This is a genomic window from Corynebacterium lactis RW2-5, from assembly GCF_001274895.1.
GTDB classification, from domain to species: domain Bacteria; phylum Actinomycetota; class Actinomycetes; order Mycobacteriales; family Mycobacteriaceae; genus Corynebacterium; species Corynebacterium lactis.
Genome location: NZ_CP006841.1, coordinates 382,886 through 409,070, shown reverse-complemented (window position 1 = coordinate 409,070; position 26,185 = coordinate 382,886). Strand labels below are relative to the sequence as shown.

General features: G+C 60.4%; 21 protein-coding genes, 1 tRNA gene and 1 pseudogene. 3 read left to right on the top strand and 20 right to left on the bottom strand.

Annotated features, from left to right (window positions below):
- Positions 1 to 28 precede the first annotated feature (28 nt).
- The 3 genes from CLAC_RS01695 to CLAC_RS12210 form a co-directional block, all read right to left on the bottom strand.
- Positions 29 to 1,711 (bottom strand): ABC transporter transmembrane domain-containing protein, encoded by a 1,683-nt coding sequence (locus tag CLAC_RS01695; protein ID WP_053411429.1) that lies wholly within the window; start codon positions 1,709 to 1,711, stop codon positions 29 to 31.
- The gene (locus CLAC_RS01690) at positions 1,704 to 3,407 is read right to left on the bottom strand and encodes an ABC transporter ATP-binding protein (RefSeq protein ID WP_053411428.1); all 1,704 of its coding nucleotides are present in this window, start codon (positions 3,405 to 3,407) and stop codon (positions 1,704 to 1,706) included. Before CLAC_RS01690 ends, CLAC_RS01695 begins: the two co-directional genes overlap by 8 nt.
- Before the next feature lie 93 nt (positions 3,408 to 3,500).
- Positions 3,501 to 3,728 carry an MbtH family protein gene (locus CLAC_RS12210; RefSeq protein WP_082312997.1) on the bottom strand — a complete coding sequence of 76 codons (228 nt, stop codon included), beginning with the start codon at positions 3,726 to 3,728 and terminating at the stop codon, positions 3,501 to 3,503.
- A 267-nt stretch (positions 3,729 to 3,995) separates the two neighbouring features.
- Here CLAC_RS12210 and CLAC_RS01685 point away from each other — a divergent pair.
- Positions 3,996 to 5,181: pseudogene (locus tag CLAC_RS01685) on the top strand (IS1249 family transposase).
- A 114-nt stretch (positions 5,182 to 5,295) separates the two neighbouring features.
- Here CLAC_RS01685 and CLAC_RS01680 read toward each other — a convergent pair.
- Both CLAC_RS01680 and CLAC_RS01675 read right to left on the bottom strand, forming a co-directional pair.
- Positions 5,296 to 5,377: transfer RNA gene (locus CLAC_RS01680), tRNA-Tyr, on the bottom strand.
- 199 nt (positions 5,378 to 5,576) lie between these two features.
- Positions 5,577 to 6,632: a polyprenyl synthetase family protein gene (locus CLAC_RS01675; RefSeq protein WP_053411427.1), complete on the bottom strand. Its 1,056-nt coding sequence runs from the start codon at positions 6,630 to 6,632 to the stop codon at positions 5,577 to 5,579.
- Between the two features lie 120 nt (positions 6,633 to 6,752).
- On the opposite strand from CLAC_RS01675, the gene CLAC_RS01670 reads away from it, so the two are divergent.
- A complete protein-coding gene (locus CLAC_RS01670) occupies positions 6,753 to 8,135 on the top strand; it encodes a geranylgeranyl reductase family protein (RefSeq protein ID WP_082312995.1) in 1,383 nt (460 codons plus the stop codon).
- Between the two features lie 7 nt (positions 8,136 to 8,142).
- Here the strand turns inward: CLAC_RS01670 and CLAC_RS01665 are convergent, their stop codons facing one another.
- The 6 genes from CLAC_RS01665 to CLAC_RS01640 all read right to left on the bottom strand — a co-directional run bounded on the left by CLAC_RS01665 (position 8,143) and on the right by CLAC_RS01640 (position 15,082).
- Positions 8,143 to 8,832 carry a demethylmenaquinone methyltransferase gene (locus CLAC_RS01665; protein WP_053411426.1) on the bottom strand — a complete coding sequence of 230 codons (690 nt, stop codon included), beginning with the start codon at positions 8,830 to 8,832 and terminating at the stop codon, positions 8,143 to 8,145.
- 10 nt (positions 8,833 to 8,842) lie between these two features.
- Positions 8,843 to 10,105, bottom strand: coding sequence for a glycosyltransferase family 4 protein (locus tag CLAC_RS01660; RefSeq protein WP_053411425.1), 1,263 nt, complete (start codon positions 10,103 to 10,105; stop codon positions 8,843 to 8,845).
- A 4-nt stretch (positions 10,106 to 10,109) separates the two neighbouring features.
- Positions 10,110 to 10,604 (bottom strand): DUF3592 domain-containing protein, encoded by a 495-nt coding sequence (locus CLAC_RS01655; RefSeq protein WP_053411424.1) that lies wholly within the window; start codon positions 10,602 to 10,604, stop codon positions 10,110 to 10,112.
- Positions 10,605 to 10,655: 51 nt separating this feature from the next.
- The gene (gene menD / locus CLAC_RS01650) at positions 10,656 to 12,449 is read right to left on the bottom strand and encodes a 2-succinyl-5-enolpyruvyl-6-hydroxy-3-cyclohexene-1-carboxylic-acid synthase (RefSeq protein ID WP_053411423.1); all 1,794 of its coding nucleotides are present in this window, start codon (positions 12,447 to 12,449) and stop codon (positions 10,656 to 10,658) included.
- A 157-nt stretch (positions 12,450 to 12,606) separates the two neighbouring features.
- Positions 12,607 to 13,818, bottom strand: coding sequence for an MFS transporter (locus CLAC_RS01645; protein ID WP_053411422.1), 1,212 nt, complete (start codon positions 13,816 to 13,818; stop codon positions 12,607 to 12,609).
- 229 nt (positions 13,819 to 14,047) lie between these two features.
- Positions 14,048 to 15,082 carry an o-succinylbenzoate synthase gene (locus CLAC_RS01640; RefSeq protein WP_053413188.1) on the bottom strand — a complete coding sequence of 345 codons (1,035 nt, stop codon included), beginning with the start codon at positions 15,080 to 15,082 and terminating at the stop codon, positions 14,048 to 14,050.
- A 77-nt stretch (positions 15,083 to 15,159) separates the two neighbouring features.
- Here CLAC_RS01640 and CLAC_RS01635 point away from each other — a divergent pair, with 77 nt between their 5' ends.
- Positions 15,160 to 16,134 (top strand): 1,4-dihydroxy-2-naphthoyl-CoA synthase, encoded by a 975-nt coding sequence (locus CLAC_RS01635; protein WP_053411421.1) that lies wholly within the window; start codon positions 15,160 to 15,162, stop codon positions 16,132 to 16,134.
- A 198-nt stretch (positions 16,135 to 16,332) separates the two neighbouring features.
- On the opposite strand, the gene CLAC_RS01630 is transcribed toward CLAC_RS01635, so the two are convergent.
- From CLAC_RS01630 to CLAC_RS01590, 9 genes are all read right to left on the bottom strand, one after another.
- A complete protein-coding gene (locus CLAC_RS01630) occupies positions 16,333 to 17,712 on the bottom strand; it encodes a sodium/glutamate symporter (RefSeq protein WP_425388799.1) in 1,380 nt (459 codons plus the stop codon).
- Between the two features lie 210 nt (positions 17,713 to 17,922).
- Positions 17,923 to 18,642 carry an ABC transporter ATP-binding protein gene (locus CLAC_RS01625; RefSeq protein WP_053413187.1) on the bottom strand — a complete coding sequence of 240 codons (720 nt, stop codon included), beginning with the start codon at positions 18,640 to 18,642 and terminating at the stop codon, positions 17,923 to 17,925.
- Positions 18,643 to 18,746: 104 nt separating this feature from the next.
- Positions 18,747 to 19,781 carry a FecCD family ABC transporter permease gene (locus CLAC_RS01620; RefSeq protein ID WP_245621933.1) on the bottom strand — a complete coding sequence of 345 codons (1,035 nt, stop codon included), beginning with the start codon at positions 19,779 to 19,781 and terminating at the stop codon, positions 18,747 to 18,749.
- Positions 19,782 to 19,816: 35 nt separating this feature from the next.
- Complete coding sequence (locus tag CLAC_RS01615; RefSeq protein WP_245621932.1) at positions 19,817 to 20,962, bottom strand: ABC transporter substrate-binding protein; 1,146 nt, start codon at positions 20,960 to 20,962, stop codon at positions 19,817 to 19,819.
- 195 nt (positions 20,963 to 21,157) lie between these two features.
- Positions 21,158 to 22,510, bottom strand: a complete 1,353-nt coding sequence (locus CLAC_RS01610; protein ID WP_053411418.1) for an MATE family efflux transporter — start codon at positions 22,508 to 22,510, stop codon at positions 21,158 to 21,160.
- Between the two features lie 199 nt (positions 22,511 to 22,709).
- A complete protein-coding gene (locus tag CLAC_RS01605) occupies positions 22,710 to 23,390 on the bottom strand; it encodes an ABC transporter ATP-binding protein (RefSeq protein WP_245621931.1) in 681 nt (226 codons plus the stop codon).
- Positions 23,387 to 24,337: an ATP-binding cassette domain-containing protein gene (locus tag CLAC_RS01600; RefSeq protein ID WP_053411417.1), complete on the bottom strand. Its 951-nt coding sequence runs from the start codon at positions 24,335 to 24,337 to the stop codon at positions 23,387 to 23,389. Before CLAC_RS01600 ends, CLAC_RS01605 begins: the two co-directional genes overlap by 4 nt.
- Positions 24,334 to 25,188: an ABC transporter permease gene (locus CLAC_RS01595; RefSeq protein ID WP_053411416.1), complete on the bottom strand. Its 855-nt coding sequence runs from the start codon at positions 25,186 to 25,188 to the stop codon at positions 24,334 to 24,336. The genes CLAC_RS01600 and CLAC_RS01595 overlap by 4 nt, the downstream gene beginning before the upstream one ends.
- A complete protein-coding gene (locus tag CLAC_RS01590; protein WP_245621930.1) occupies positions 25,181 to 26,119 on the bottom strand; it encodes an ABC transporter permease in 939 nt (312 codons plus the stop codon). Before CLAC_RS01590 ends, CLAC_RS01595 begins: the two co-directional genes overlap by 8 nt.
- Between the last annotated feature and the right edge of the window lie 66 nt (positions 26,120 to 26,185).

Here is a 26,185-nt window from a genome sequence, read left to right as displayed (position 1 = left end):
TCAGTGACTCCTTTTATCGACATCGCATTCACCCTACTAATGGCTTCACATGAGCTACTTTGCCTGCTACCGATTGAAATGCCCTACCCCCACAAAGGACAATCGTCGTCTGATGTCTGCGAATCACTTTCACCGCACGCGCCACCTTCATCGCTGTCACCGAATCCAGAGACGACAGAGGATCGACCATCACCAAAACCTCTGGATTTGCTAGCAAAGATCGTGCCAAACCAAGCCTTTGACGTTGACCTCCAGACAAATTACGCGCACCTTCGGTGAGCTCGAGATTCAGAACACTATCCCCTCCTTGAGACAACTCATCCAACCCCAATTCGCTCAAGACATGAAGGATGCGAACATCGTCTTCCACCCGGCCTGCATCATCTGCCGCCGAGCCTGCCCGCAAAACATCCCGCACGGTGGAACCAAAGATCACAGGATTTCTCGGCTCGGCCAGAATTCTAGCTCGCAAGTTCTTCACCGACAGCTCCCTAACATCCCGCCCCCGAACAAACACCTCCATCGGCGAAGAGGCGGGCGAAGTATCGTTCTGATGGTTTTTCATCGTCGGCTCCCCAGACACGAGGGCGTCGATAACCTCGTCTGCCCATCGAGCCGTGCACTGAACCGCTGTGAGGTGCCCTTCGGTGAACGTCACTTCGCCTGAACCATGAATCCGGATGGCTTCACCCTGCCCCCGTGCCGCGGGAACTGCATAACCTTCGCGGAGCTCAGGCGGAGGAGATACGCGTTGCAGCCTCCTCACCGAAGCCCGCGCCAGCCCAATGTAGCGGGGCATCCGGCTACATTGCCGCATTGGTTCCGCGATAAATTGCGAAAGCGCGACGACCGTGACCAATTCCCCTACTGTGACTTCCCCATACACGGCCCGATACCCCGCGTATAAACCGACCACGCTGAGCAAAAGCAGATTGCTTCCCACTGCCACAGCCTCATAGCCACCGCTGATCCAGGCGAGTCTTCGAGCGTCTGAATGCGCCCGTTCAGATCTCAGTGTGTATCCGTTGTAGGCAGGGTGCGCACCCGCCACCCCAGCGATGACCGGTAGCCCCTGCAGAATGTCCGTCATGCGCGCAGTCACGCGCGCCAATAGTGCTTGCTGCTGCTCAGCTCGTCGCTCAATAACTCGCGACATCCCCTGCAGCACCATCAACACCGTGGCACTCAAAACCAGAACTACCGCCCCAAGCGGAAGGTCAATGATCGCTAGAACAATCGTACAAAAGATCGTACCGAGGAGCGCGCTGATTCCCACTGGAACGATTTCAATGATATCCACCGCCTGGACAACATCCTCTCCCATCACTGTGGGCAGCTCTTGACGGGGGAGCTCATCTTTGTTCTGACCGTGCCCGCTATCACTGACAACACGTGCGACGAGCTTCTCCCTCAGATCGTAGGCAGTACGCGCAGAAGCGCTCTGCAAAGTTCGAAAACCAATTTGCCAGCTCAAAGACACAGTGGCTAGCGCTATTCCTAACGCTACGATGCCTACGAGTAGATTCCACACGCTGTCACTGGCAATGAGGTTGTGGGCTAACCAGCCCAGTAACACAGCGATCAGCGCTTCTGCCATCTGATAGATACTCAACAGGCCAGTGCACACTGCGATGAGCCGCTTATTGCTTGCAAGAAGTTGGCGCAAAGTCACCAGTGGAGAAGTAGGCATCGGCTGTTTCTCTTTAGACATTCCAAGCCGCCCACATGTCTGCATATGCCCCTCGCTGCCCAATTAATTCATCGTGGGAGCCAGTTTCAACAATTTCCCCTCGTTCCATCACCAGCACGCGATCGGCAGATCTGGCTTGGCTGAGTCGGTGCGCAATCACAATGGCGGTCCGGTCTCTCAACGCCGCATGTGCCGCATCCTCCAATGTCATGCCAAAAGGGTGAAGGCTTTCCTCCATGTCATTGGGCTCAGCATCACCTTCAGATGTCGATTCATCAAGAATTACGACGCCAGCCCGCGACAATGCCACTCTGGCCAATGCCATCCGTTGCGCTGCCACGGCGTCGATATGAAGTCCCCCCTCCCCCAGCATTGTGTCTAAGCCCTGTTTGTCTTCATGACGTAAAGAGGCGCACCACTGATCCGCGCCAGTGAGATGTAAGGCGTGCCAGATTTCAGCATCGCTGGCGGCCTCCTGCGCTAGCCGCAGGTTTTCTCTCACACTCATTGAGAAGACGTAATTTTCCTGCGCGGCAACGCAAAACATCCCACTGCGTTCCTCGTCGGACATGTCCACGACATCTCGACCATCGACGGTGATGACACCCCGTTCTGCAAGCTCCAGGGTTCCCGACAATATTCCGGCGACAGTCGACTTGCCAGCACCTGAACGACCTACGAGGCACACAGTTTGACCTGCTTCGACCGTAAAATCCAAGCCCTTCAACACTTTCGGGCCGTCCGAATATGAATAGTTCAGGCCTCGCACATCCAACACCGGAGCCTGCGTGGGGATTGATTGCTGGGATAGTGGACGCGGAGGGTCATGACGAACAAAGTGGGTGAGTCCCACGATGCGGGTCAACGCAGCTCCACTTCGCTGAAGCTCGTCAAAAGTGAAAAGAATTGTTCCAATGGGCACGAATTGACGGTGAAAGAGAATGAGAGCGGCAGCAATATCTCCCACTGATACTTCTCCATTCTTGAAAAGCAACCAGCCCACCACCGAGAGCGCGGAGAGTCCCATGAACTCGGCAAAATTCTCTCTACCAACCAAGCCCGAAAAGACCCTAAATGACGCGATAGAGGTATCACGCGATTCTGCCGCATGGTAGCTAATGACGCTTTTCCGGGCAGGGGCGAGGCGATGAGATCTCACGGTCCGAATACCATCAATTGCGCTTTGCAGCGATCCGATGACTCCGGACTCAAGCCTTCGCTGTCGCTGGTACAACGGCGCTGATCGAGGAAGATACCAACGCAACCCCAGATAATAGAAAGGGATGCCGGTGAGTCCAGCAAGGGCTAAGCGCCAATCGACACCAGCGATTCCCATGCTGGCCACGATGACCATCATTAAGGCGCTCAGCGTTGAGGGAACTGACTTGCGAGCGCTAGCCACCAGGACTGCGATGTCGGCGCCGACCCGACCCAAAATCTCACCGCGCCCAAACAGCGCAACTGTCGCCGGGGGAAGATTCAGCACGGATGCCACGGCCCGCTCGCGCAATCGAGCAACAACTCTAGCTATCGTGACCCCCGTATAAGCTTCGGCGAGGCCGGAAACTACTGCCGACCCGGCAATAGCCAGAGCCACCCAGAACATGACAAAACCAAAACCGGAAATGGCGTCGCCAGAGACGACCTCGTCGATCACCTGCGCCAACAGCAGAACCGGCAGCAAACTCAGCAGCGCACCGGCAAAAGTGAAAGTCACTGCAGCAGCTGATGACTTCCAATCCTTCCGCAGTATCGCACACACATCACGGCTCGCCTCGCGACGCGACGCCGTGGGGAGAACAACACTCAATTAATCCCTTGTCTTTCGGACCGGCTGTAACGTGGTCCATCGTTGTTCGATGTAAGCTAATGCGTCGCTGCGAGATACTCCGACGGGTTCACCTTCGTCAGAGTTTCCTAATGCCACACTCCATCCTGAAGGGACGGCGGCAAAGGTCGGCCAGAGGGAGTATTGCCCCTGGTCATTCACGAGGGCAAAAAACGTCCCTTCCTCATTATCAAAAGGGTTACTGGACACCACACACACTCCCTAGCCGAATGTCATCTATCTCTATCGCTCACCGACCGGTATAACGGAAAACTTCCACCGGAGTGAGCTTAGGTAAGCCTCAACTTACCATGCGCGTAGTAAGTTTGGGGGTCAACGACAAACTGGAGTTAGGGCTTAGTAAAGAAAAGTGGGTCTGCAAACCACGCGATAATAGCTCCCCACAAGCTATTGACCACACCATCCCACACGTCCAACCGCACCTATGCTAAACACCCAGCCGGTTGGATATGAGGAATGACCACCAACCGACCCCGATGCCCACTATGCAACCAGACCACAAAGAAAAACGGCACCACCAGCAAAGGAACAACCCGCTGGCGATGCACGCACTGCGGCCACTCCTTTACCCGCAGCACCCAAACACACAACAAAAACGCAGCCACCATGGCATGCTTCATTAACTGGGCAACCGGCACCCAATCAATGTCAGCCATTGCGGCCAAACACGGCGTGACACGACAAACCATGCATCATCGATTCCAGTGGTGCTGGTGGATCATCCCCACACCCACCATCGACACCTGGCGCATCCACGACCAAATCTTCCTCGACGCCACCTACCTCAAAAGCGGATGCCTCCTCATCGCCGCCAACGACACCCACGTCATCAACTGGACCTGGGCAAGAGGCGAAACCACCGCCGCCTACACCGAACTCATCCGACCCTTCGCCGCACCACTAATCGCAGTCATAGACGGCGGACAAGGAGCACAATCAGCAATCCACCACTGCTGGCCCGACACACGCATCCAACGCTGCCTCGTCCACGCCCAACGCGCCCATCCGACGCCACACCACCAGCCAACCCCGCACCGACGCCGGCAAAACCATCTACCACCTGGCCCTAAAACTCACCCGCATCACAGACCTTGACCAGGCAGCCAGATGGGTCACCCACCTCCACAACTTCGGCCACACCTACAAAGAGTGGATGAACGAGAAAACCACCACCCGCGACCCCGTCACCGGGGCATACACCAGGGTGTACACACACCAACGCGTACGAGCCGCCTACCAATCACTGCTGTCCCTACACCGCAGAAACCTACTGTTTACCTACCTGCAACCCGCACCAGAGACCATCGCCCCGGACCGGCTGGCCGCAACAACAAACAGCCTGGAAGGCGGCATCAACGCACCTATTAAAGAACTCGCTCGCAGGCACCGCGGCTTATCAACACCACATCAACGCACCGTAATTGATTGGTGGCTGTACCTACACACAGAAGTCCCTGACGATCCGATACGAATCGCCAGGGACCAACGATGGGGTCAAGACGCACTTACCACAGCAACAGACTTGATTGCCCACGACACCACAGCCACTACCAATGACATCGGTGCACCAGCAGAATACGACACCGCCATCGACACCGGCTACCAGCACAACCTCGGCATCCAAAAAGGTTGGGTCAGCTAACCTCGACACACCCGGGAAAGACACACATTTTGTCCTTTAACCCACTTTTGTCCTTTAACCCGCGAAAGCGCCCGTCAAAAAGACGGGCGCTTTCTTCCCTCAAAAGGAAAACTGTGCCAGATGATGGATTCGAACCAACGTAGGCAATGCCGACGGATTTACAATCCGCTCCCTTTGGCCGCTCGGGCAATCTGGCGTGCACTCTTAAACGGTGCGAATGGAATGCTACCCACTAAGCAACAAACTAAGCAAATCGGCTGGTCAGGAAGCATAAACTAAACGACAGCGGCACAACTCGGAAACGACGCACGCTAGAAACGACACGCGCTAGGATCAACGCACACTAAAAGCAACAATCGCCAAGCACGCCACAACTACACCGGCCGAGGCTTGAACTACCCCACACGCTCAACGGTGTAACGCGCCACCTGGCGCAAGGACTCCTTCGCCGCCCCATCGGGGAGCTCGGCAATGACCTGATCCGACTCCTCGAGCAACCCGCGGACCATGTCCAGCGCACGCTCAACGCCCTTGGTTTGCGCAAGGAGGTCGAGGGCCTCGTCGACAAGCGCATCATCGGTGATAGGGCCCACGAGAAGCTCGCGTAGGCGGGCGGCGGCGGGGCTGTCCTCCTGGAGGGCGTAGAGGACCGGCAGGGTGAACACGCCTTCGCGAAGATCCGTGCCCGGGGTCTTGCCGGACTGATCGGTGTTGGAGGAGATGTCGATGATGTCGTCGACAATCTGGAAGATGATGCCAATCAGCTCGCCGTAGCGGCGCAACGCGGCAGTGACGTTTTCGCTTGCTCCCGCGTGCAGCGCGCCGAGGTAGCCGGCCGACGCAATCAGTACGCCGGTCTTCTCCGAGATGACCTTGATGTAACGGTCGATACGCTGCTCAATCTGCAGATCGGAATCATCAAGACATTCGCGCATCTGGCCCGTGACCAGCACGCCGAAGGTCTCGGCGAAGTGGGCAACAGTCTCCGAACCCAGACGCGACAGAAGCCGGGACGCGGTGGCGAAGAGGTAGTCGCCCGCCAGAATCGCCACGGTATTGTCCCAGCGGGAGTTAGCGGAGTCGACACCGCGGCGCTTGTCGGCCTCGTCCATCACGTCGTCGTGATAGAGGGTCGCCAGGTGCGTCATCTCCAGCACGGTCGCGGCGGTGATGACGTTCTCGGACTTCGGGTTTTCACCGAATTGCGCGGCCAGCATTGTAAACATGGGGCGGAAGCGCTTCCCGCCGGCCTTCGCGAGATGCGAAACTCGCTCGACGAGGAACTCCTCGCCCTGGTCCAGCTCGTTAATCAGGAGCTCTTCGCTCTTGCGCATTCCTTCGGTGATCGCGGCCTCCAGCGCCTCGTCAACGAAGAAAGAACCGGCGCTTTTCTCTGCACCAGTGCCCTGAGCACTTCCGGAACCAAGCCCGGAGTAGTCTCCAGTACGCATTCGAGTCCTGCCTAACCCACGTCTAAATGATAAGAATCTGCTAAATGAAGATACCCTACGAGCATAGTTGCTATGGGGCCAGTTCCCATATTTAGCAACGCAACGTTATACGCTGGGGCAATGATGTCGAGCCCGAACGAGTGCGTGCCCTCCCCGAAACCCGTCGCAAGGAGCAGTGCCCATTCCTCAGCGCAGCTGCCCTCCTCCGCCGAGGTAGTGGTTGTCGGCGCAGGGCCTACGGGTTCCGCGGCCGCGATCCACGCCGCCCGCGCGGGCCTCGACGTAGTCTTGCTCGATTCTCAAGTCTTTCCTCGCGACAAGACCTGTGGGGACGGCCTCACGCCGCGCGCCATCGCGGAGCTCCGCCGCCTAGGGCTTGCCGACGCCATCCTCGGCCGCACCCGTAATCGCGGGCTGAAGCTGCACGGTTTCGGAGGCTCGATCACCGCGCTGTGGCCGAGCGGGCCCTTCCCCTCCGAGGGCTCAGCCATGCCGCGCACCGAACTGGACGCGTTTCTCCTAGATGCCGCGCGCGAGGCGGGTGCGAAGGTTTTCGACGGCGTGCCCGTCGTTGGCGTGGAGCGCGGCAGCATCAGCAAGGCGGGTGCCGGCGCAGGAGTGCCGGGCGTCACAGGGGTCACCGTAAAGCCCGGCGACGAAACCTCGACGCACCACATCCGGACTCGCTGGCTGCTGGTGGCCGATGGGGTCCGAAGTGTCGTCGGCAAGCAATTGGGGCGGACCTGGCATCGTGACAGTGTATTCGGGGTGGCGGCGCGATCCTATGTGGACGTGCGTGCCGACGCGTCAGCGGGCGCGGATGATGAGTGGATCCACTCCCACCTGGAGCTGCGGGGCGCCGACGGGCAGACCCACCCAGGCTATGGCTGGATCTTCCCGCTTGGCGACGGTCGCGCAAACCTGGGGTGCGGCGCACTTGCGACGGCATCGCGTCCCGCGCGGGCGAACGTAAAGAAGCTGCTGCGCGACTACCACGGGCAGGTGCGCGGGGCATGGTCCATGGGCGAACCCGAGATGGTGACCTCTGCGCTGCTGCCGATGGGCGGCGCGGTGTCGAATGTGGCAGGGTCCAACTGGGCACTGCTCGGTGATGCCGCATGCCTAGTCAATCCGCTCAACGGCGAAGGCATCGACTACGGAATGGAATCCGCGCGGCTGGCGGTTGAGCTGATCAGCGCGATTGGCGCGGGCCGAGACGGCCTGACGCATGCCTGGCCAGCACTGCTGCAGCGACACTACGGGGAGGGATTCTCGTTGGCGAGAAAACTCGCGCTGACGCTGACCTACCCGAAGTTCCTGCCCGCGGTTGGCCCGATGACAATTGGCGCCCCGTGGGGCGAGCCGCTCATGGGTGTGGCTGCGCGACTGATGGGCAACCTGGTCGCTGAGGAGGACCGAGATGCCGTGGCGCGATTGTGGAAGGCTGCGGGCCGGGCATCGCTGGGATTTGACGGCATCGCCGGGCGTAAACCCTGGGCGTAATTGTGGCTCAGGCGGGTTTGGTTGCCGAGTGCAGCGCAGCGATGCCAAAGGTAAGGTTTTGCCACCCGGCATCAACCCATCCGGAGGCATTGATATCACGGGCCAGCTCGGCCTGGTTCGGCCATGCGCGAATGGACTCCGCCAGGTATACGTAGGCCTCTGGATTCGAGGAGACGACCTTCGCAATCTGCGGCAGAGCCCGCATCAGGTACTCCTTGTAGAAGGTACTGAAAACCGGAACCACAGGAGTGGAGAATTCACACACTGTCAGCTGACCGCCGGGTTTGGTCACCCGCGCCAGCTCAGCCAGCCCGGCCTTGTAGTCGACAATGTTGCGCAAGCCGAAACTGATGGTCACCGAGTCAAAGGTGTTGTCCGGGAAAGGAAGCTGCATACCGTCGCCGCAGACCTTTGGCACATCGCGGTGCGCACCGGCCTTGAGCATTCCGCGGGAGAAGTCGCAGGCGACGACATAGGCGCCGGACTTAGTTAGCTCGACAGTCGACACCGCGGTTCCAGCTGCCAGGTCGAGAGCCTTCTGGCCGGGCTGAAGATTCAGGCGCTTCGCCGTACGAACACGCCAGTAGTGGTCAATGCCGCCAGTGAGAACGGTATTGGTGATGTCGTAATTCTTGCCCACACCATCGAACATCGAGGCGACATCGCGCGGGTTCTTTGTTAAATCAGCCCTAGACACGGACTCCAGATTACGCGACGGTCTTCCGCTGCGCGTCCGTCACCTTACCGTGGGACACCGCAGGGGATTTGGAGGACTGCATAGAGGCGGCAGAAGACATCGCGGACGCAGGGTGTCGCTGCGCTGGAGCGGCCGTTACGACCGGAGCTGCCGAGACACCAGAGACCGCCTCGTAATGACGCAACAATTCCTCGCAGAGTGCGGTCCACGTACGCTCGGCCACCGTCTCCCTGCATCGGGTGCGGAGCTGCTTGCGGGCAAGGACATCGTCGGCAAGCAGGAGGGAATCCACGGCGGCCGGAAGATCACGGGCGAAGGAGGAAGGCTCGAGCAGTCGCCCGTTGACTCCATTGGTGATGAGGTCGCGGGGGCCACCGGCGTTGGGGGCGATGGCCGGGACACCGGACGCGTGGGCTTCCTGGACAGCCTGGCAGAAGGTTTCGAAGTCACCGGTGTGGACGAATACGTCGAGGCTGGCGAAGGCCTCGGCGAGATCGTCGCCGGTGAGCTGGCCGGTGAAGACGGCCTCGGGCATGAGCTTTTCCAGGTGTGGCCGCTCCGGGCCGTCGCCGACGATGACCAGCTGGATGTCCTCGCGGTGGCGCAGCACAGCTAGTCGCTCCACGGACTTCTCCGCGGCGAGGCGCCCGACGTAGCCGACGATGAACTTGCCCTGCGGGCTCCACTTACGGCGCAGGTTGCCGTTGCGCTTCGTCGGAGTAAAGCGGACCGCGTCGACACCGCGACCCCAGCGATGGACGTGGCGGATGCGGTGGCTGCGCAGATCTTCAATAGTCGGTGACGACGGCGCCAGGGTGCGCGCACACGCGTTGTGAATCACGCGCGTCCACGACCACGCCGCGGTCGACAACCCGGCGAGCTTGTAGTTCTTGGCGAAGCCCGCAACATCGGTCTGGTAGACCGCCACCACCGGGATGCCCATCGCCTTCGCTGTCAGCGCCCCCGCTCCTCCGAGCACGAATGGGGAGGCCAGGTGTACCACGTCCGGCTTGAACTTCGCCAGCGCCACCGCGACCTTGCCGTGAGGTACGCCAATCGGCAGCGAATCAATAAGCGGAACCATCACCGTGGGAACGCGCTCGATGCGGTAGCCGCAGTAAAACTCGGCCTCCTCCTGCCAGTCCCGGGCGCCCGGCGCGATAACCAGGGCCTCGTGCCCATTTTCGCGCAGGTGCTCGAGCACCCGGAGCACGGAGTTTGTCACTCCGTTGATGTTCGGCAGGAAACTCTCGGCAATGATGGCAACGCGCATGGTGCTAGTTTTCCAACTCGTTTCGAAGCTCCGGTGACCCGCCGTTGACCTTTTCGGAAGTTCTTCGTGAACGCAAGGTTGCGCGCACCGACAGCCACCACAGCGGCGCCGCGACCAGCAGACCTACGACAGCGATGCTGCCAGCGGGAATGATCGACAACGTCCACGCCCGCCCGGCCACGCGCACGACATTCGGGTCCAGGCGGTCGTACTCAACCCGCACGCGCTGTCCCTCCTCGAGGCCGACCGGGTAGAGCAACCCCGTCGGCGGGGACTGGAAGTCACCGTTGTCGTCGACGAAGTCCACCGTGGTGCGCAGCAGCTCCACCGAGCGCACATTCGCGATGGCCTCACCCATGTTCGCGTTGATAGCCCGGTCGTTGAGGAAACTGCCGACAATCATCCCGGCGCACGACACCATCAAGCAGATCAGGAGGAACAGGATCAGTTGCCGCAGCCTGCGCGGCCAGCCCGCCAGGGACATTCTCCACGACGGCATCTCGTTCCTCCCTCCTTAAGTCTTCACAGTCGATTCTTTAGCGGGCACGCCTTAGCTGGCGTTATCCAACTGAGAATTGTAGGCCAGCTTCGCGTGCAGCTGCCGACGCGTCGCGCGGGTAGTCCGCACCTCCACGACGCGGATTCCTTCCACGTCGGTGTCCGGGTGCAGCTGCGCCAGCAGGTCCGGCAGTCGGTCCACGTGGACGTAGTCGACGCCGTAGGCGTCGCACAGCGCGGAGAAGTCCACGTCCTGCGGGGTGCCGAAGATTCGTTCGAAGCTGCCGCGCAGCGCAGGCACCCCGGCCTCTAGCGTCTCGAAGATCCCGCCTCCCCCATCGTTGGCCACAACAATCGTGAGGTTCTCCGGCCGCGGCTCCCCCGGACCAATCGCGAGCGCCGCCGAGTCATGCTGGAAAGCAAGATCGCCCATGAGTGCCAGGGTGCGCGGGGGACGGATGTCGTCGGCATGCGTCCGGTCGGAGGCCAGCGCCACGCCAATTGCCGTCGCGACCGTACCGTCGATGCCCGCTGCGCCGCGCCCAGCGTAGGTGTTCACACCGGGAAACGGAAGTCCCGTGTAGGAGACGTCACGCACCGGGTTCGACGCCCCCAGCACCACGTTATCGCCGGTGCGCAGGCTGTCGGTCAGCGCCGCCGCCACGTGGAAGCCGGTCAGCGGCTCGTCAGCCTCAATCGACTCGGTGAGCGTCTGACGCACCGCGTTGACCGCCAGTTCGCTCGCCGCCTCGCAAATCTTCAGCCACTGCGGGTCCTGCTCGCCCACTGCTTTTACCTGCTTTACGACGGCACGGGCATTGCCTGTCACGTCCGGATACTCCGCGCCGGAGCCGTGGTTTGCGGCGGGCGCCACTACCGTCAGCTCGATGTCTGGGTTCGCCAGCAGCTTGGCGATGCCACGGTGCAGCGTCGGACGGCCAACCAGCACGATTTGCTCCGGAGGGATCTGCGCGAAGGTACCAGCCGCCAGCGGATGCACCGGCACTGCGGGAGCATACGAGTTCGGCTCCGCAATGGTCGGGACATCCTCCAGGGCGGGCAGGTGTGGGGCGTTCGAGCCCGCGATCACGAGAGTGCGGCGGGAAAGGTCGATTGTTGCGACTGCCGGAGCATTGGCCGCAATGGCGCTGTCCAAACCGACCTCACCTGCGCCGATGCGAGTCCAGGGACCTCCGTCTGCGCGGCCTTCGGGGATGGCGGCGACGTGGTCGTCGTTAGGCACGAGCGGCTCGACGAAGCGGACATTGAGGTGCCCCGCCCCCGAGAAAGCATCGACCCCGCCGAGCATCGCGGCGGCCAGGCGATCGACGCGTGCGCGAATCTGCGCGGCGACGGCGGCGGTGACCTCGTGGGTGCCGTCCAGGTCAAACTCCACGACGGAGGCATCTGCGAAGAGTCGATCCTGCACGATGGTCTGGTTTGCTCCGGTGCCGCGGTAGTGCGCGGGACGGTCCGCGGTCAGGGCCAGCAGCGGGATACCGGACGCGGTGGCCTCCACCATAGCGGGGGCCAAGTTGGCGACGGCCGTGCCCGAGGTCGTAATAATCGGGGTGATTCGGCGCGTCTGCGACGCCAGGCCCAGGGCGAGGAAGGCTGCGGAGCGCTCATCAATGCGCACGTGCAGACGCAGACGGGCCGCGTCGGCGGCCTGAACCAGTGCGCGGGCCAGCGGTGCCGAGCGGGACCCCGGGCACACCACAGCATCGACGGTTCCGAGGCGGACCAGCTCATCGACGATAAGGGCTGCCGTTACCTCCGAGGGGAACTGCTGAGAGGTGGACTGGTTGAAGTCTGCCTGGTTAGACGTTTCCTGGTTTTCGTTCACATTTCATAGGCTACTGCGCCTACTCGGGAGTCCCCCTCTCCTCATTCACTTTTTGCCAGCTTTTTGTAGGAAGTAACCCGATTTTTGGCGCTACTTCCTACAAAAAGCTGGCAAAAATTGTGGGCAGCGCGGGCGACGTGGGCGGTGAGGACGGTGCTTACCGATTTCGTGCGGCAATTGCGACGCCAAGGGCACCGACACCCACCAAAATTGCGCACGTCGCCGAAAGTCCCAGCACTGAGCCCGCCAGACCAGCCAGCGGGTAGGTAATGAGGAAGCACGCGTGCGACAGCGAAAACTGCGCCGCAAACAGTGCCGGACGGGTCGACTCGGTACTTGCACCGGCAATGACGTTCGACAATGGTGTCAGCATCAACGACACCGCAGCACCGAGAACAAGCCAGGCAACCAGCACCAACGCCCAGGAGGTGGTGGCGGTTGGGGCCGAGGGGGCGTCGGCAAGCGAAGGGACGGCGAGCCCAAACACGCCCAACAGCGCGACGGCGGCGGTGGCCCCGGCGAGCATCATGCGGAAGTCGCGGAACGTGCGCGATAGCCGCGGCATCGCGAGCGCCACCAGCATCGAGCCGGCACCAAACGCGCCAAGCAGCACCGCGACGTCCGACTGCGGGCGGTCGAGGTAGTCGCGCACGAGGACCACGGTGTTAACGATCACCATCGACTGCACAGCGGCGACGGCGAGGTTGATGCCCTGGATCCCGCGCAGCTCCCGGAGGCCGAACATGAGGCGAACACCGCAGGTCAGGCGCTCGCGGAACGGAGACTCGGCGCGCATTGGAGCGGCAGGCAGGACAGTTCGGGCCACAAGAAGCGCAGAAGCTGCGAAGCCGAGAGCGGTGCCGACGAAGAGATTATGGAAACTCATCACCGTCAGCAGGGCTGCCGCCAGCATTGGGCTTACGACGGATTCCAGGTCGTAAGCGAGGCGGGACAGCGACAGGGCCTTGGTGTAGTCGCGCTCCTCCGGCAGGATCGCGGGGATCGTTGACTGGAAGGCCGGAGTGAAAGCGGCGGAGGCGGATTGGAGGATAAAGATCAGAACGTAAATCTGCCAGGTTTGTGTGACAAACGGCAGGCAGGCGGCAATGCCGACGCGCACGAGGTCGGCGCCGATAAGCAGGGGCTTGCGCGGGATGCGGGCGGCGACTGCGGAGATCACCGGGGAAAGTCCGACGTAGGCGACCATCTTGATCGTCAGGGCCGTGCCGAGGACCGCGCCTGCCGCATCCCCTGCGATGTCGAAGGCCAGGAGTCCGAGGGCGACTGTGAGGAGACCGGTTCCGACTAGTGCGATAACCTGGGCCGCAAAGAGCTTTCTAAAGGTGGGGCCCTGCAAGACGCTGAACATGGTCGACGCGTTCGGCGCTGTTGGTTCGTCTGGCCGGACTGGCCGCGTTCGCGTGCTTGGCCGGTTTAGCGTGTTTGTCATGGTGGCCCTCCTGGGGCTAAGTGCGGTTGCACGGCTGAAAACCCACCCAACTCACTGCATTGTTGCGTAGTCATACAAACACTAAGGCATGAACGTTGTTTAGGGAACCCTCAAAAGAAAAATTCCTAAACCTTCCCTAGGGGCTGTCCTACAGGAACGGATAGCACTGACGCACGCGCTCGAACCACCAATCGCGGCGCTCGTGGCTCGCAGCGAGCTCCGCCAGGCGTGCGGGGTCCGGAACAGGATTCGCCACCGGAAGGCGGCCATCGACGAGGGGGCGCGGCTCGATAACATCCTCCACAAACAGCGAGGACGTGGCCAGACCAGCTGCGGCGGGCATGGGCTGCGTCGCAGTCGCAGGCAGCGCCGCCGCCGTGTACAGCCCCGCCGCAATCCCCACCCCGGTGTCCAAGGCACTGGCGACCGTGACGTCCAACGACAACTCCCCCGCCAGGCGCAGCAGGCGCCGCGGACCGCCAAGCGGCGCGACCTTCATCACGCCGACGTCCGCAGCTTTCTCCCGCACGACCAGGTACGGATCGTCCGCCCTGCGTATCGACTCATCCGCCGCCACCCGGCAGAAATCCCCCACGGCATCGCGAACCTGGCGCAGCTCCGCAACGCTTGCCACGGGCTGCTCCATGTACTCCAACTCGCCTAACTCGTGAGCTGCGCGAATCGCCTCGGCCACGCTCCACCCACGGTTCGCATCAACGCGAATAACCGGCTCAATCCCGTAGAGATCCCGCACCGCTACGCGCACGGCGTGGACGCGGGAGATGTCGTCGGCAAGCAATTGACCACGCTCCGCAACCTTGACCTTGAAAGTGCGGCAGCCCGGGTAGCGCTTTACGACGTTGCGAACCTCACCCGGCGATACCGAAGGAATGGTGGCATTGACCTCGACCGAATCGCGAAGCGGAGTGGGCAGGCCAAAATAGGCGCACTCGATAGCCGAGCGCAGCCACGTGGCAGACTCTCGGGCATCGTATTCGAGGAAGGGGGCAAACTCGCCCCATCCGGCGGGGCCGTCGATTAGGAGGGCCTCGCGGGTAGTGACACCGCGGAACTTCACAGCCATCGGAAGCGCGACGACGTGAGCGCGGGAGAGGATGTCGTCGAGGGAGGGCTTCGGCGTGAGGCTGGAGGGATTGTTGGCGTTGGCGGACATAACTCTCATGCTAGAGGCAGCGGCGGATTGGGGTGCGCCGGTCGCGCCACCCAAAGTAACGCCAAACACGTGGCACACTAAAACACATGGCACACACCGAAAACCGTGAATACTCCACCGACAATCCATTCCGTCCCGAGCAGTGGAAGACCGTCGATGGCTTCGAGAACCTAACAGACATCACTTACCACCGCCACGCCGGCGAGGGCCGTGTCAACGGCATCGTGCGCATTGCCTTTGACCGCCCGGAGGTTCGCAACGCATTCCGCCCGCACACAGTCGACGAGCTCTACCGCGCCCTCGATCACGCGCGCCGCACACCGGACGTGGGCGTGGTGCTGCTGACCGGCAACGGCCCCTCGCCGAAGGACGGCGGCTGGGCATTCTGCTCCGGCGGTGACCAGCGCATTCGTGGCCGCTCGGGCTACCAGTACGCCACCTCACACGACTCCGACGTAGTGCATGCCGACGCCTCCAGCGTCGATGAGGCGCGTGCGAAAGTCGAGGGCGGACGCCTCCACATCCTGGAAGTGCAGCGCCTGATTCGCACCATGCCCAAGGTTGTCATTGCCGTGGTCAACGGTTGGGCTGCCGGCGGCGGTCACTCCCTGCACGTGGTATGCGACCTGACCCTGGCGTCGCGCCAAGAAGCCCGCTTCAAGCAGACCGACGCCGACGTCGGATCCTTCGACGCCGGATACGGCTCGGCGTACCTGGCAAAGCAGGTCGGCCAGAAGTTCGCCCGCGAGATTTTCTTTCTCGGCCGCTCCTACGATGCTGAGACGATGCACCGCATGGGCGCCGTTAACGAGGTCGCCGATCACGGCGAACTGGAGGACGTCGCCGTCGAGTGGGGCCGCATGATCAACGGCAAGTCCCCAACTGCGCAGCGCATGCTGAAGTTCGCCTTCAACCTCACCGACGACGGCCTCATGGGCCAGCAAGTCTTCGCAGGTGAAGCAACGCGCCTGGCCTACATGACAGATGAGGCCGTTGAGGGCAAGGAGGCCTTCCTGGAAAAGCGCGACCCGAACTGGGACGAGTTTCCCTTCTACTACTAGAGGCGTTTACCTCATTAGCAGGCCCTTTGCCCCTTCTTTCGCCTGGTCATGAGGTCGCTTTGCGATAGTTGCCCCGCTTGGCTACCTGCGCTGTTTTCCGTTGTTTAATACGCCCCATGACAAGCGGAACCTTGGGGGGCGAATGCGTAACGGGGTGGTATGCAGCTGGATGACCCGGCTTGTGGAAACGAGCGCGACTTAAGCGTTGGCAGCAGCTGTTCTACCCTTCCTAACGCCCCTTTCTCCCCTACCCGGCCGCCAACCGAGGAAGAACGGAATCAAGAAAATCACCACTGCGGCAACCGTAGTAATCGCACCGAAACCCAGCGTGAAACCTGCGATGACGGCAATTGGCGCGAAAATATTGACGGCAATTTCAATCGGCGCGTAGCCCACATATGCGATGCCGTATTCGTTCAGGGCACCGGACTTTAGCTCCGGGTCGACAATCTTCAAAAGCGCGATACCAGTTGCCACCGCAGCAGTTGACCATCCCCAGCCAAAGATGCCACGCTCTAGCCACTTTTCGCCGAAGAAGAGTGGTGAAGCCACGAAGAAGAACAGCGTGCAATACACCACCCCCAGGGCAAACAGGATAAGCAACGGAACCCAGTAGCTAGCTACTGCGGTCGGCACAATCGAGGCCACACCGAAGGCGATGAGGAAATCCGTAGATGCGCCAGAGATAGACCTCACAGTCGTGGGATCTAGGTACTCCGGCCGCCTAATGATGTTGAGGAAGATACGGCCACCAATGCCAACCACGAAAGACAGAGCGAACAGCGGGATGGAGACGTTCTCAAAATAATCCTGAATCAACTGCTGGATAATGTATGCGATGGTCACCGTCACCGCGATGAAACCCGCATGCAGAGCTAACGGTTCAATGGAGGATGGATTGGTCGTCGCATTACCAATTGACGGCTGCCTAGATTTCTTCGTAATCTCACCCGAGCGCAGCTCCCATGGCAGCTTCTCCGGAAGAGTAGAAGTGCGGCCTGTTTTGATACCCCAGTTTGCGAAGATGATTCCGCCCACAATCGCAGCCAGCGTTCCAACCGTAGCGGCGGTAAAGCCCAGGGATGCGGCTTCCTGGATACCGATGGAATCCAGTGCGCCACCGACAGCTGCCGCAGTACCAAAGCCACCGACGAAACCGACGGGAAGAATCATCCCGAACCAGTCATCAGTACCGAACAGCGGCGCGAATACCAGTATGCCGAGAAGGACGAAAATGCCCCACTGCCCTAAAAACATCGCAGCTGAGTACGCCCACATGTTCTTCGCTTTGGAAATATCTCGAGAGGCAAAAGTCATCGAATACGGCATGGCAGCGAATACCACCGCGATGAGCAGCGTGGAGTAGCTACCGAGGGCAGATGAGAATGGCATGATTCCCAGCACCTCCGGTCCGAGCAACAGGCCGAGCAGGCCTGCGGTAATCGGCGCGGGAATCAGCAGATTACGAAACCATCTGAAGTGTCGGCGCATGAACGTTCCCACAATGAGCAGGACGGAGATCAGCCCCACGTCCATCAACAAATCAAAAACGCTGTATTCCACTGGGGCACTCCTCATCACGCATTCTCGAAACTTCATATTTCGGCTTATCGCCGAAGGACCGGGGTTATTTTATGCCCGCGACCACCACACCCAACAAAAGGCAGTACAATGACGTGTTTTTAGTGAGCATCGCTGCCTGTTAGTGCCAGCGCGAGCAGGGGGGGGCATCACTACAGGATCCCTTTGCTAGCCGAGCTACCGCCCCGCCCCCGTGGGAAACAAAACCTAAATCGCCTCCCCTACCTCGACAGCCAGGCCGCCGTCAGCTGTCGATAACACAGAGCCATGCACTTGATAGACCTCACGCAGCATCTGATCGGTGATAACCTCCTCCGGTTTGCCCTGACTGTATATCCGCCCTTTCGACATCACCAGCACCTGACTGCAAAATCGAGCTGCCTGGGCAAGATCGTGCAATGTCATGACAACAGCACATGGCAGCTGCCGGGCATTTTTTTGGACCTGTTCCAGAAGCATCAGCTGATTGCGCAGATCGAGGGCGCTGGTGGGCTCGTCGAGAAGCAAGACCTCTGGACGCCTGACGACGGCCTGCGCGAAGCTCACCAATTGCCGTTGCCCGCCGGAAAGCTGCGACATCATCCGAGAGGCCAACACGCTTAGTCCTAGTTGGTCGAGGGTCTCCTCGACGTCGGCACGCACTTTTGAACTGATACGCAGCCCCGCAAATCCCGAAAACGATTGCTGTCTAGCTAGCAGCACACTCTCATACACAGTCAAAGAACTCAGTGGCGGTGGATCTTGGGGCAGGTAAAGCACGGAATCCATGGCGACTTCGCCAGTGCAAGATTCCAATCCGGCAAGGCACCTGAGCAGAGTCGATTTACCAGTCCCGTTGGGGCCTACGAGCGCGGTCACACTGCCCGGCGCCAGCGGTCCAATATCTACCTGGTCTAGGATTTTCCGGTTCCCATAGGAAAAGGTCACACCGCGTGCCTGACAGCTGACTCTGCTGCGAGCATGAGCAGCTCTTTTGTCCCTAGTTTCGCCGGTGTCTACCCCCTTGTCGGCAAGATCCGAACTACAAGTACCTAACCTGCCCACGCTTCCCTCCTTTGCCCTGCAATAATGGCGACGAAAACCGGCACGCCCACAATCGCGGTGATGATCCCCACGGGCAAAATCACGCCGGGCTGAATCGCCTTCGACACTGCCGATGCCGCAACCAGGAGCAGAGCCCCTGTAAGCGCCGACGCGGTGAGAAAATATCGTTGTTCCTCCCCCACCAGCAGTCGCGCCACATGCGGGCCCACCAGGCCGATAAAGCCAATCGTGCCGGCCATCGACACTGCGGTGGCGGCCATAAAAGAAACCACAACCAGCGTTAATGCACGCATTCTAGCGACGTCAATGCCGAGGGAGCGGGCACGGTCATCGCCCATTCGAAACGCAGTCAGCGACCATGCATTCCTATAGAAGAAGAGCAGACCAAACACAGTTATCACCGCGAGCAGGCCAATCTGGACCCAATTGGCACGAGTCAGGCTGCCCATGGTCCAGAACACCACCTGTTCAAGCTGCGTTTCTGATGCCAAGTACTGCATTAGTGCCAGCAGCGCATCGAAGAAGAACACGATGGCAATACCAAGCAAAATCATGCCTTCCACACCGGGGCCGCGGAACCGCGAGAAAATCAAGATTGCGGCACACGCCAGCATCGCGAAAACCCACGCGGTTCCGGCCATACCAAAAACTGCGCCAAGCCCTTCCGACGCAAAACCCGTAACCACAGCAAGAGCTGCACCGAAGCCCGCTGCAGCGGACACGCCTAAGGTGTACGGCTCAGCCAGCGGATTTCCCAAAATAGTCTGCATCTGTGAGCCCGCTGCAGCCAACGCCACTCCGATGAGTACCGCAGTTACCGTCATGGGAAGCCGGATCTCAAAAACAATCTGATGGTCAATGGGCCGAGCGCTGGTTGGGTGCAGCAGCGTATACAGAACATCACGCGCGGGCATGCTGCCACCTCCGAGCAGAAAGTCCGCAAGCGACGCCATGGCCAGCACCAAAGCAATCAGCGCGATTATCGCCCACTTCTTCCGCGCCGCACGCCGGTACCAATGCATTGGCTGACACTCTTGCCGATCCTGCGCCATAGGTATCACTCCAGTCCAGCCCAGAAGGTTCCGGTAGCCTCGACTGGCAGGAACTTGTCGTGGAGATCACGTACTTCTCGGTCCACATCAATGTCACTAAATAGGCTTGGATGCATTGCCTTTGCAAACATCTCAACCGCCAGGAAGTTATAGGGCGAATCGTAAAAATGGTGCCACGCGACGAAGGTGCGCTTGTTCTTCACCGCTTTGACCTCACGCACAGCGGGCTGCTTGCCGACGACCTCACCTAGCGCCTTTTGCGCCTCCGGCTTCGATTCCGAATAACCCAGCGGAACGTAGGCCCCTTCCTTAACCGGGGTCTTGCCCTGATCCCAATCCGCGCCCGTAGCAATGATGACCTCGGGATTCTTTCCGGCCAGGGCCTCTGGGGATACCTGCCCCTGCTTCGCATCGATCATGTCATCACCGAGGTTTTTGCCTCCGGCAAAGTTGACGATCTGTGCCAGATTGGACTTCGCGAAGGTCGAGCAGCAGTCGAAGTAGCCAGGTGCGCGCCACAAAAAGGTCGGCGTTGGTGTCGGCTTTTTCTCGGCGAGGAGATCCGTGACACTGTGAACCTTCTGCTCGTAGTACGTGATGAAGTCCTCAGCCTGCTTTTCACGCCCCAAGAGCTGTCCCATCATTCGGATGCTGGGCACCGTGTTCTTTACCGGGTCGATGAAGTAGTCGACGGTTACCGTCGGCACGCCTGCCTTTTCTAGCCCATCGACAATGCCGGCGTCTTTAGCTGCGTCGAAAACGCCAGCATTGACGACGAAGACATCGGGACGCGACTCAAGCGCCTGCTCGAGAGACATTGTGTTGTTGTAGACTTCCCCCGTGGTCGGGATGTCCTTAATCTGCGGAAACTTCTCGGCATACCGGTCGTAGGTGGCTTTGTCGTTTTCCTTAAGATCCTCCGGCCACGCGGCAATCTTCTCAGTGGGATTTTCCGGATTGAGAAGTGCCGTGGTGTAGAGCATTTTTTGCCCACCCATCAAGATCCGCTCAACATTCTTCGGGACGTTAACCTCTCGGCCAAGCGCATCGACGACGGTGCGTTTTTCGCCGCCAGCGGAAGCGCCTTCATTCCCACCGGAACAGGCCGCTAAAAGGACCAGTGATACGGCTAGGAGTGCCGCGAAAATCATCTTTGCAGACGCTTCGCGCAGCACAACATTTGCGGAAAAAGGAGAACTAGCTTTCATATTTGTCTTTCCGGAGCCCGCAGTCATGTGACGGCGCTTTCAACTCCTCATGGGCCCCTTCGAAGAAGGAGACACATTGTCAATTCAAAGGCTGGTTCGGTGAAATTCTGGGTGAGGGCGTGAGACAACTTAAAGACATCACGCGGAATTTACGCGTTGGAGGTGACGTCGGAAAGAGAGATAGAGCAGGCCTGCCGTAGTGGAGAATCCCAAGATAAGGCCAGTCCAAACGCCATAGCCTTCCCAACGCAGGCCAAGACCAAAAAATAGCAGTGCCGGAACGCCCACCACCCAGTAGCCCCATAGCGTCGCGGTGAGGCCGGACTTGGTGTCGCGCAGCCCACGCAGGAGTCCCACGAGTACGTTCTGGCCTCCCTTGGCGAGTTGCTGAAGCACTGCAAGGCAGAGCAGAACCGTGGCGATGTGAACAACGTCCGGATTTGTATCTGCGAGGAAAAGCCCGACGACGTACTTGCCCCACAGCAGCCACACCAATCCGATAGCGCCGAGGTAGGTGACCACGGAAACGAGGACGCGCCGCGCAACCCGTTTCACGGCCTCAGCCCCAGCGCTGCGAGCGCGGCTGACCAAAATCGACCCACCGTGCGAAAATCCGATGCAGACCTGGTAGACGATGTAGGCAATCTGATTGACGACAGTGTGCGCCGCTAACATGGCCGGACTGACCAATCCCATGGCGACTCCTGCAATGGTGGTAATTGCGGCTTCTGAGCCGTAGGTCAGCGACACTGGGACCCCAAGCCGGACAATGCGACTCACACATACCGCGTCGCCCGGTCTCGGAATAACAGCGAAAAATCGTCGCAGCTGCCGGTCCTTTCGGACCAGCCCGGCGAAGGACAGGAGCGTGAAGACCTGGACACATGTCGTGGAAAAGCCGATGCCCGCCAGCCCCCAGACTGCTCCCCAACCGTTTACGCTGGCCAGCCACAGGAATGCGGCATTGAGCGCAGCGTTGACGGCAATTGATACGAGAGTAACAACCAGCAGGGATCCAGGACGGCGCATGCCGACCGCGAACTGGCGCAAGACGTTTAACCACATCATCGGCAGCAGCCCCGGCGCGAGGGCAACCGTCATTGCAAAGGCGAGATGGGCGACGGACTCGTGGATTGGCAACACCAGCGCTAGTACGCCCAGGGAGACCACAATGAGACCACCGATTGTGGCGGTCACAGTGCCAACCAACATGCAGCTGCGCACGGCTTGACGAATCCGCTCTGCTGCAGCGTCGTCACCGGTCTTTTCCCACTCCGATGCTGCCTCGGCTACTAGGTTGCCGCCGGCAGTGACCATCCCCACACACATGGTGCGGACCTGGTTGTAGAACTGCATCGCAAGTCCTCCGCCGGCAATTGCTATCACGCCAAGGGTCTGCAGCATCAACACATCGGTGGTTGTCAACGCGACCCCAGCCAGCTGTACGCCCGCGATTGGCAATGCAAGCGAATAAACATCACGGTAGGTCACGCTTTCATCACTCGTTCTCGTCGGTCGGTTCTTGCAGGAACTCGGTTGGAGGTTGGAGCGATGCGCGAACGAGTTATGAGACGTCAAACAAGGTCTCACAGAGCACGCGCCACTGGACAACGCGAGCACTGCCCTCCTGTGGCACCGCCCAACCCGACGAGAAGATTACCCTACGCTTAACGTTTTAGGGTAGCCATTGTTAAAACTGAATGACGTTAGCTCTCATATCGCCGTCTAGCTGTACGACGCGGTCGCACACGGCGTCGAGAAGCCTGTGTTCATGGCTAATCATGAGTACGCCACCGCCATTGGCGGCGAAGCCACGGATGACCTCGACGATTGCTGCGGAGTTGGCAGCGTCAAGCATCGCGGTCATCTCATCACAGACGAGATAGCGCGGGCGTGCCGCCAGGGTGCGGGCAACGGCAGCGCGTTGGAGCTGCCCATCGGAGACCTGGCTGGGGAATCGGTCCAACAGATCCGGTGTCAGGCCAACCTTCTGAATAAGCCCGGCGATGTCTTCGCGCTCGCCCTGCCGCAAGGCCGAGCGAATCGTACGCCCCAGGGTCATCCGCGGATCACACGATCTGCGGGGAGATTGAAACACCATCCCAATCCGACCTCGAACGCGCTGACCAGCGCGGCTGCGTACCGCTTCGATCTGAACTCCGTCGCAGAGGCAACGGCCGGCATCTGGCACCTCTAGCCCTGCGAGGATGCGCCCAAGCGTGGACTTGCCGACTCCCGAGGGGCCGCGCAACCCGACAATCTGCCCCGGTTCAACTCGAAGCGACACATCCATCAAAACATCTTTTGCCGAACCATCCGTGGCTCCGAAGGACTTTGAGATATGTTCCGCAACCAGTGCCTTGTCACTCACCTGCCAGCCTCCTCGAGCCTGCGCGCGTAGCAGTAGTCCTCATCCAAATTCGTCAGCGACGGCACCACGCCAGGCATGGGGCGCATGCCATTTTCGGGTAACGCTGCCAGCAGATCACGCATGTATGCGCTGGCAGGGGCCTCCAGTACCTGCTGAGCCGGTCCCGTCTCTTCGAAACGCGAGGCGTACATCACCGAGATCCAATCGGCGATGCCACTGTCGCGCAACTCAGAAATGTCATGCGTAATGAGCATGACTCCCACCCCACTGTCAGCAATCTCGCGAAGCATACCCAGCAGTGTCATCGTCAGGTCGGGGTCTAGAGAGGCTGTCGGCTCGTCGGCAATCACCAATTCGGGATCCCCGGCCAGAGCAAATGCCACTGCGGCGCGCTGCGCCATACCTCCGGAAAGCTCGTGGGGGTATTGTGCAACAACATCCGCGTCCAGCTTGACGCGCCGCATCAGCCCCTCCACCGTGTGTTCACTACCTAGGACGGAAATAGTCTCTTTTAGCTGTGCTCCAACAGTGCGCACGGGCGTTAAAAACGTCGCTGCCGACTGCGGCACCAGCGCAATCTTCCGCCCCGCCAGCTCCTTGTCAGTGCGGGCCAAACCTGCGCCCATCCTCCGCCGAGCAAGAATGTCGATAGGCTCAGCACCCCCGTCTACACCGCTTCCGCCGCTCTCTGTCTTGCCGTGGGGATAGAAACGCACCCTGCCCTCCACACTCGCGTGCGGAGGCAGCATGCCAACCACCGCCGAGGCGATAATGGACTTACCACACCCAGACTCGCCCACCACTGCAACGACCTCGCCTCTGTGCACCGTCAGGCACACATCAGTCGCGGCGTGAACCACGTCGCCGCCGCGCAGTGGAATCCGAACGGTGAGCTCGTCAATTTCCAGCAGCTTCTCACGCTTGTCGGCTCCTGCCCGAGCGCTCATACCAGCACCTCCTGTCCGGTCACCCGTTCCTTCAAATGCGTGCCGACGGCCGCAATACACAACGTGGTCGCAACGAGGAAGAACGAGGGAAACACCAAAATCCACCAATGTCCCAGGAGCAGGGCACCCTCGGCGTCGGCAAGCAGAGTGCCGAGGGAGGGCTTGTGCGGGGGCAGCCCCACCCCAAGGAATGACAGCGTAGACTCGTGCCAAATTGCGTGCGGAATCAGCAGGATAAGGCCGACGAGGGACTGCCCGAGCGCCGCCGGGACGACGTGCTGAACCAGCACGCGAACGCGACTCATTCCGGACAGAAGCGCGGCCTCAACGAACTCGGCGCTCCGCAGGTGCAGCACGGATGCGCGGACCGTTCGGGTGATAGTGACCCAGTGGGTCAGCACCAAAGAAATGATTATTGCCGGGACGGAACCGCGGAAGAGGCTGACAATCAGCAGGCCCAGCAGCAGGTGCGGCAATGCATTGGTAACATCCGCGCTGCGCATGATGACACGGTCGACTCGCCCTCCAACCATACCGGCGGTAACACCGAGGACGATGCCGACAATCGCCGAGCACACCGCCGTAACAATTGCAATGAACAGCGAAATCCGCATGCCAGCGGCGACACGAACGAAGATGTCGTGGCCTTTGGAGTCGGTACCGAAGAAATGCTCAGCACCGGGGGCGACACCGGAATTGGCAAAGTCGGTGAGAACCAAATCCGAGTCGTTGAGCAGCGGAGTTAGAAAGGCATAGGCGGCAATAAGAACAAGGCACACCACAGCCACTATTGGAGTCACGGGGGCGGGCAGTGCCGTTTTGATGTGCTTGCGATTTGTCGTTTTAAGCATCTGCTTCCACCCGTGGATCGAGGACGACGAAGGCGACGTCGGCAAGCAAGTTACCGAGCAAGACGATGCCCGTTGTCGCGATGGTAAGAATACTCAGCAGCGGAAAGTCTAAGCTCTGAGCCGATTTGACCAGTGCGGTTCCCAGTCCCGGCCACGCGAAAACCGCTTCTACAAGCGTCGAGCCGACGACCAGCTCCGACAGACGAGCGCCAATCAGAGCAAGGAAGGGCGGCACTGCGGTGGGCAGAATATGGGAAAAGATGATTGTCCGGCGCGGGATTCCGCGGACCTGCGCACCGGTGACCGCGCCGGAATCCATGACCTCGACGATGGATTCGCGCAGCGACAACACCAGCCATGGTACCTGCGTGATTGCAAGGACGACCGCCGGCAGCGTAAGGTGCGCCAGCGTAGAGGAAAAGGTCACCGGCTGCCCCGGATAGGTCAAGCCTCCGGTGGGAAACAGCTTCCAGGCTAAGGCAAATACGCCGAGCCCGCCGAGCGCAACGACGAAGGGTGGAGTCGCCTGGATTACCGTCGAGACCGATAGGACCAGCCGATCCACCGCTCCCCCTCGACGCACTGCAGACCACAGGGCTAGCACGAACGCTAGAGCAATGGCACCGATTAGCCCGCAGGCGCCGAGTAGCATCGTCCAGGGTAGGCGCTCGGCAAGCACCTGCGTGACCGGTTGCGAGTAGGACCGTGAGATGCCGAGGTCTCCTGTTGCCAGGCCCTGCAGCCACACGAGCCACGACTCCCACCAGGAGCGGTCCAGACCCAGCTGATGAGAAATGGAGGCCCTCTGCGCGTCGGTTAAGTTACCCGCTTGCCCTTTGAGGTAGGCATCGAGGGGGTCGAAGGGACTTACCGACGCTAGTGCGAATACCGCGGCCGTCACTATCACCAGAATGGGAATTGCGACCGCCACTCGCCTTACGACGATCCCCGCGACCTGCCGTTTCCGGCTCCTAAACCGGGATTGGTGTGCAGTGGG

Bases quoted from the DNA above. Each gene is read 5' to 3' on its own strand.
- CLAC_RS01615 (WP_245621932.1), bottom strand. From the start codon at position 20,962: ATGATTTTCGCGGCACTCCTAGCCGTATCACTGGTCCTTTTAGCGGCC.
- CLAC_RS01670 (WP_082312995.1), top strand. From the start codon at position 6,753: ATGATGTCGAGCCCGAACGAGTGCGTGCCCTCCCCGAAACCCGTCGCA.
- CLAC_RS01630 (WP_425388799.1), bottom strand. From the start codon at position 17,712: ATGAGGAGTGCCCCAGTGGAATACAGCGTTTTTGATTTGTTGATGGAC.
- CLAC_RS01600 (WP_053411417.1), bottom strand. From the start codon at position 24,337: ATGAGCGCTCGGGCAGGAGCCGACAAGCGTGAGAAGCTGCTGGAAATT.
- CLAC_RS01675 (WP_053411427.1), bottom strand. From the start codon at position 6,632: ATGCGTACTGGAGACTACTCCGGGCTTGGTTCCGGAAGTGCTCAGGGC.
- CLAC_RS01640 (WP_053413188.1), bottom strand. From the start codon at position 15,082: ATGAGAGTTATGTCCGCCAACGCCAACAATCCCTCCAGCCTCACGCCG.
- CLAC_RS01645 (WP_053411422.1), bottom strand. From the start codon at position 13,818: ATGTTCAGCGTCTTGCAGGGCCCCACCTTTAGAAAGCTCTTTGCGGCC.
- CLAC_RS01620 (WP_245621933.1), bottom strand. From the start codon at position 19,781: ATGCATTGGTACCGGCGTGCGGCGCGGAAGAAGTGGGCGATAATCGCG.
- CLAC_RS01660 (WP_053411425.1), bottom strand. From the start codon at position 10,105: ATGCGCGTTGCCATCATTGCCGAGAGTTTCCTGCCGAACATCAACGGA.
- CLAC_RS01635 (WP_053411421.1), top strand. From the start codon at position 15,160: ATGGCACACACCGAAAACCGTGAATACTCCACCGACAATCCATTCCGT.
- CLAC_RS01655 (WP_053411424.1), bottom strand. From the start codon at position 10,604: ATGCCGTCGTGGAGAATGTCCCTGGCGGGCTGGCCGCGCAGGCTGCGG.
- CLAC_RS01595 (WP_053411416.1), bottom strand. From the start codon at position 25,188: ATGCTTAAAACGACAAATCGCAAGCACATCAAAACGGCACTGCCCGCC.
- CLAC_RS01695 (WP_053411429.1), bottom strand. From the start codon at position 1,711: ATGTCTAAAGAGAAACAGCCGATGCCTACTTCTCCACTGGTGACTTTG.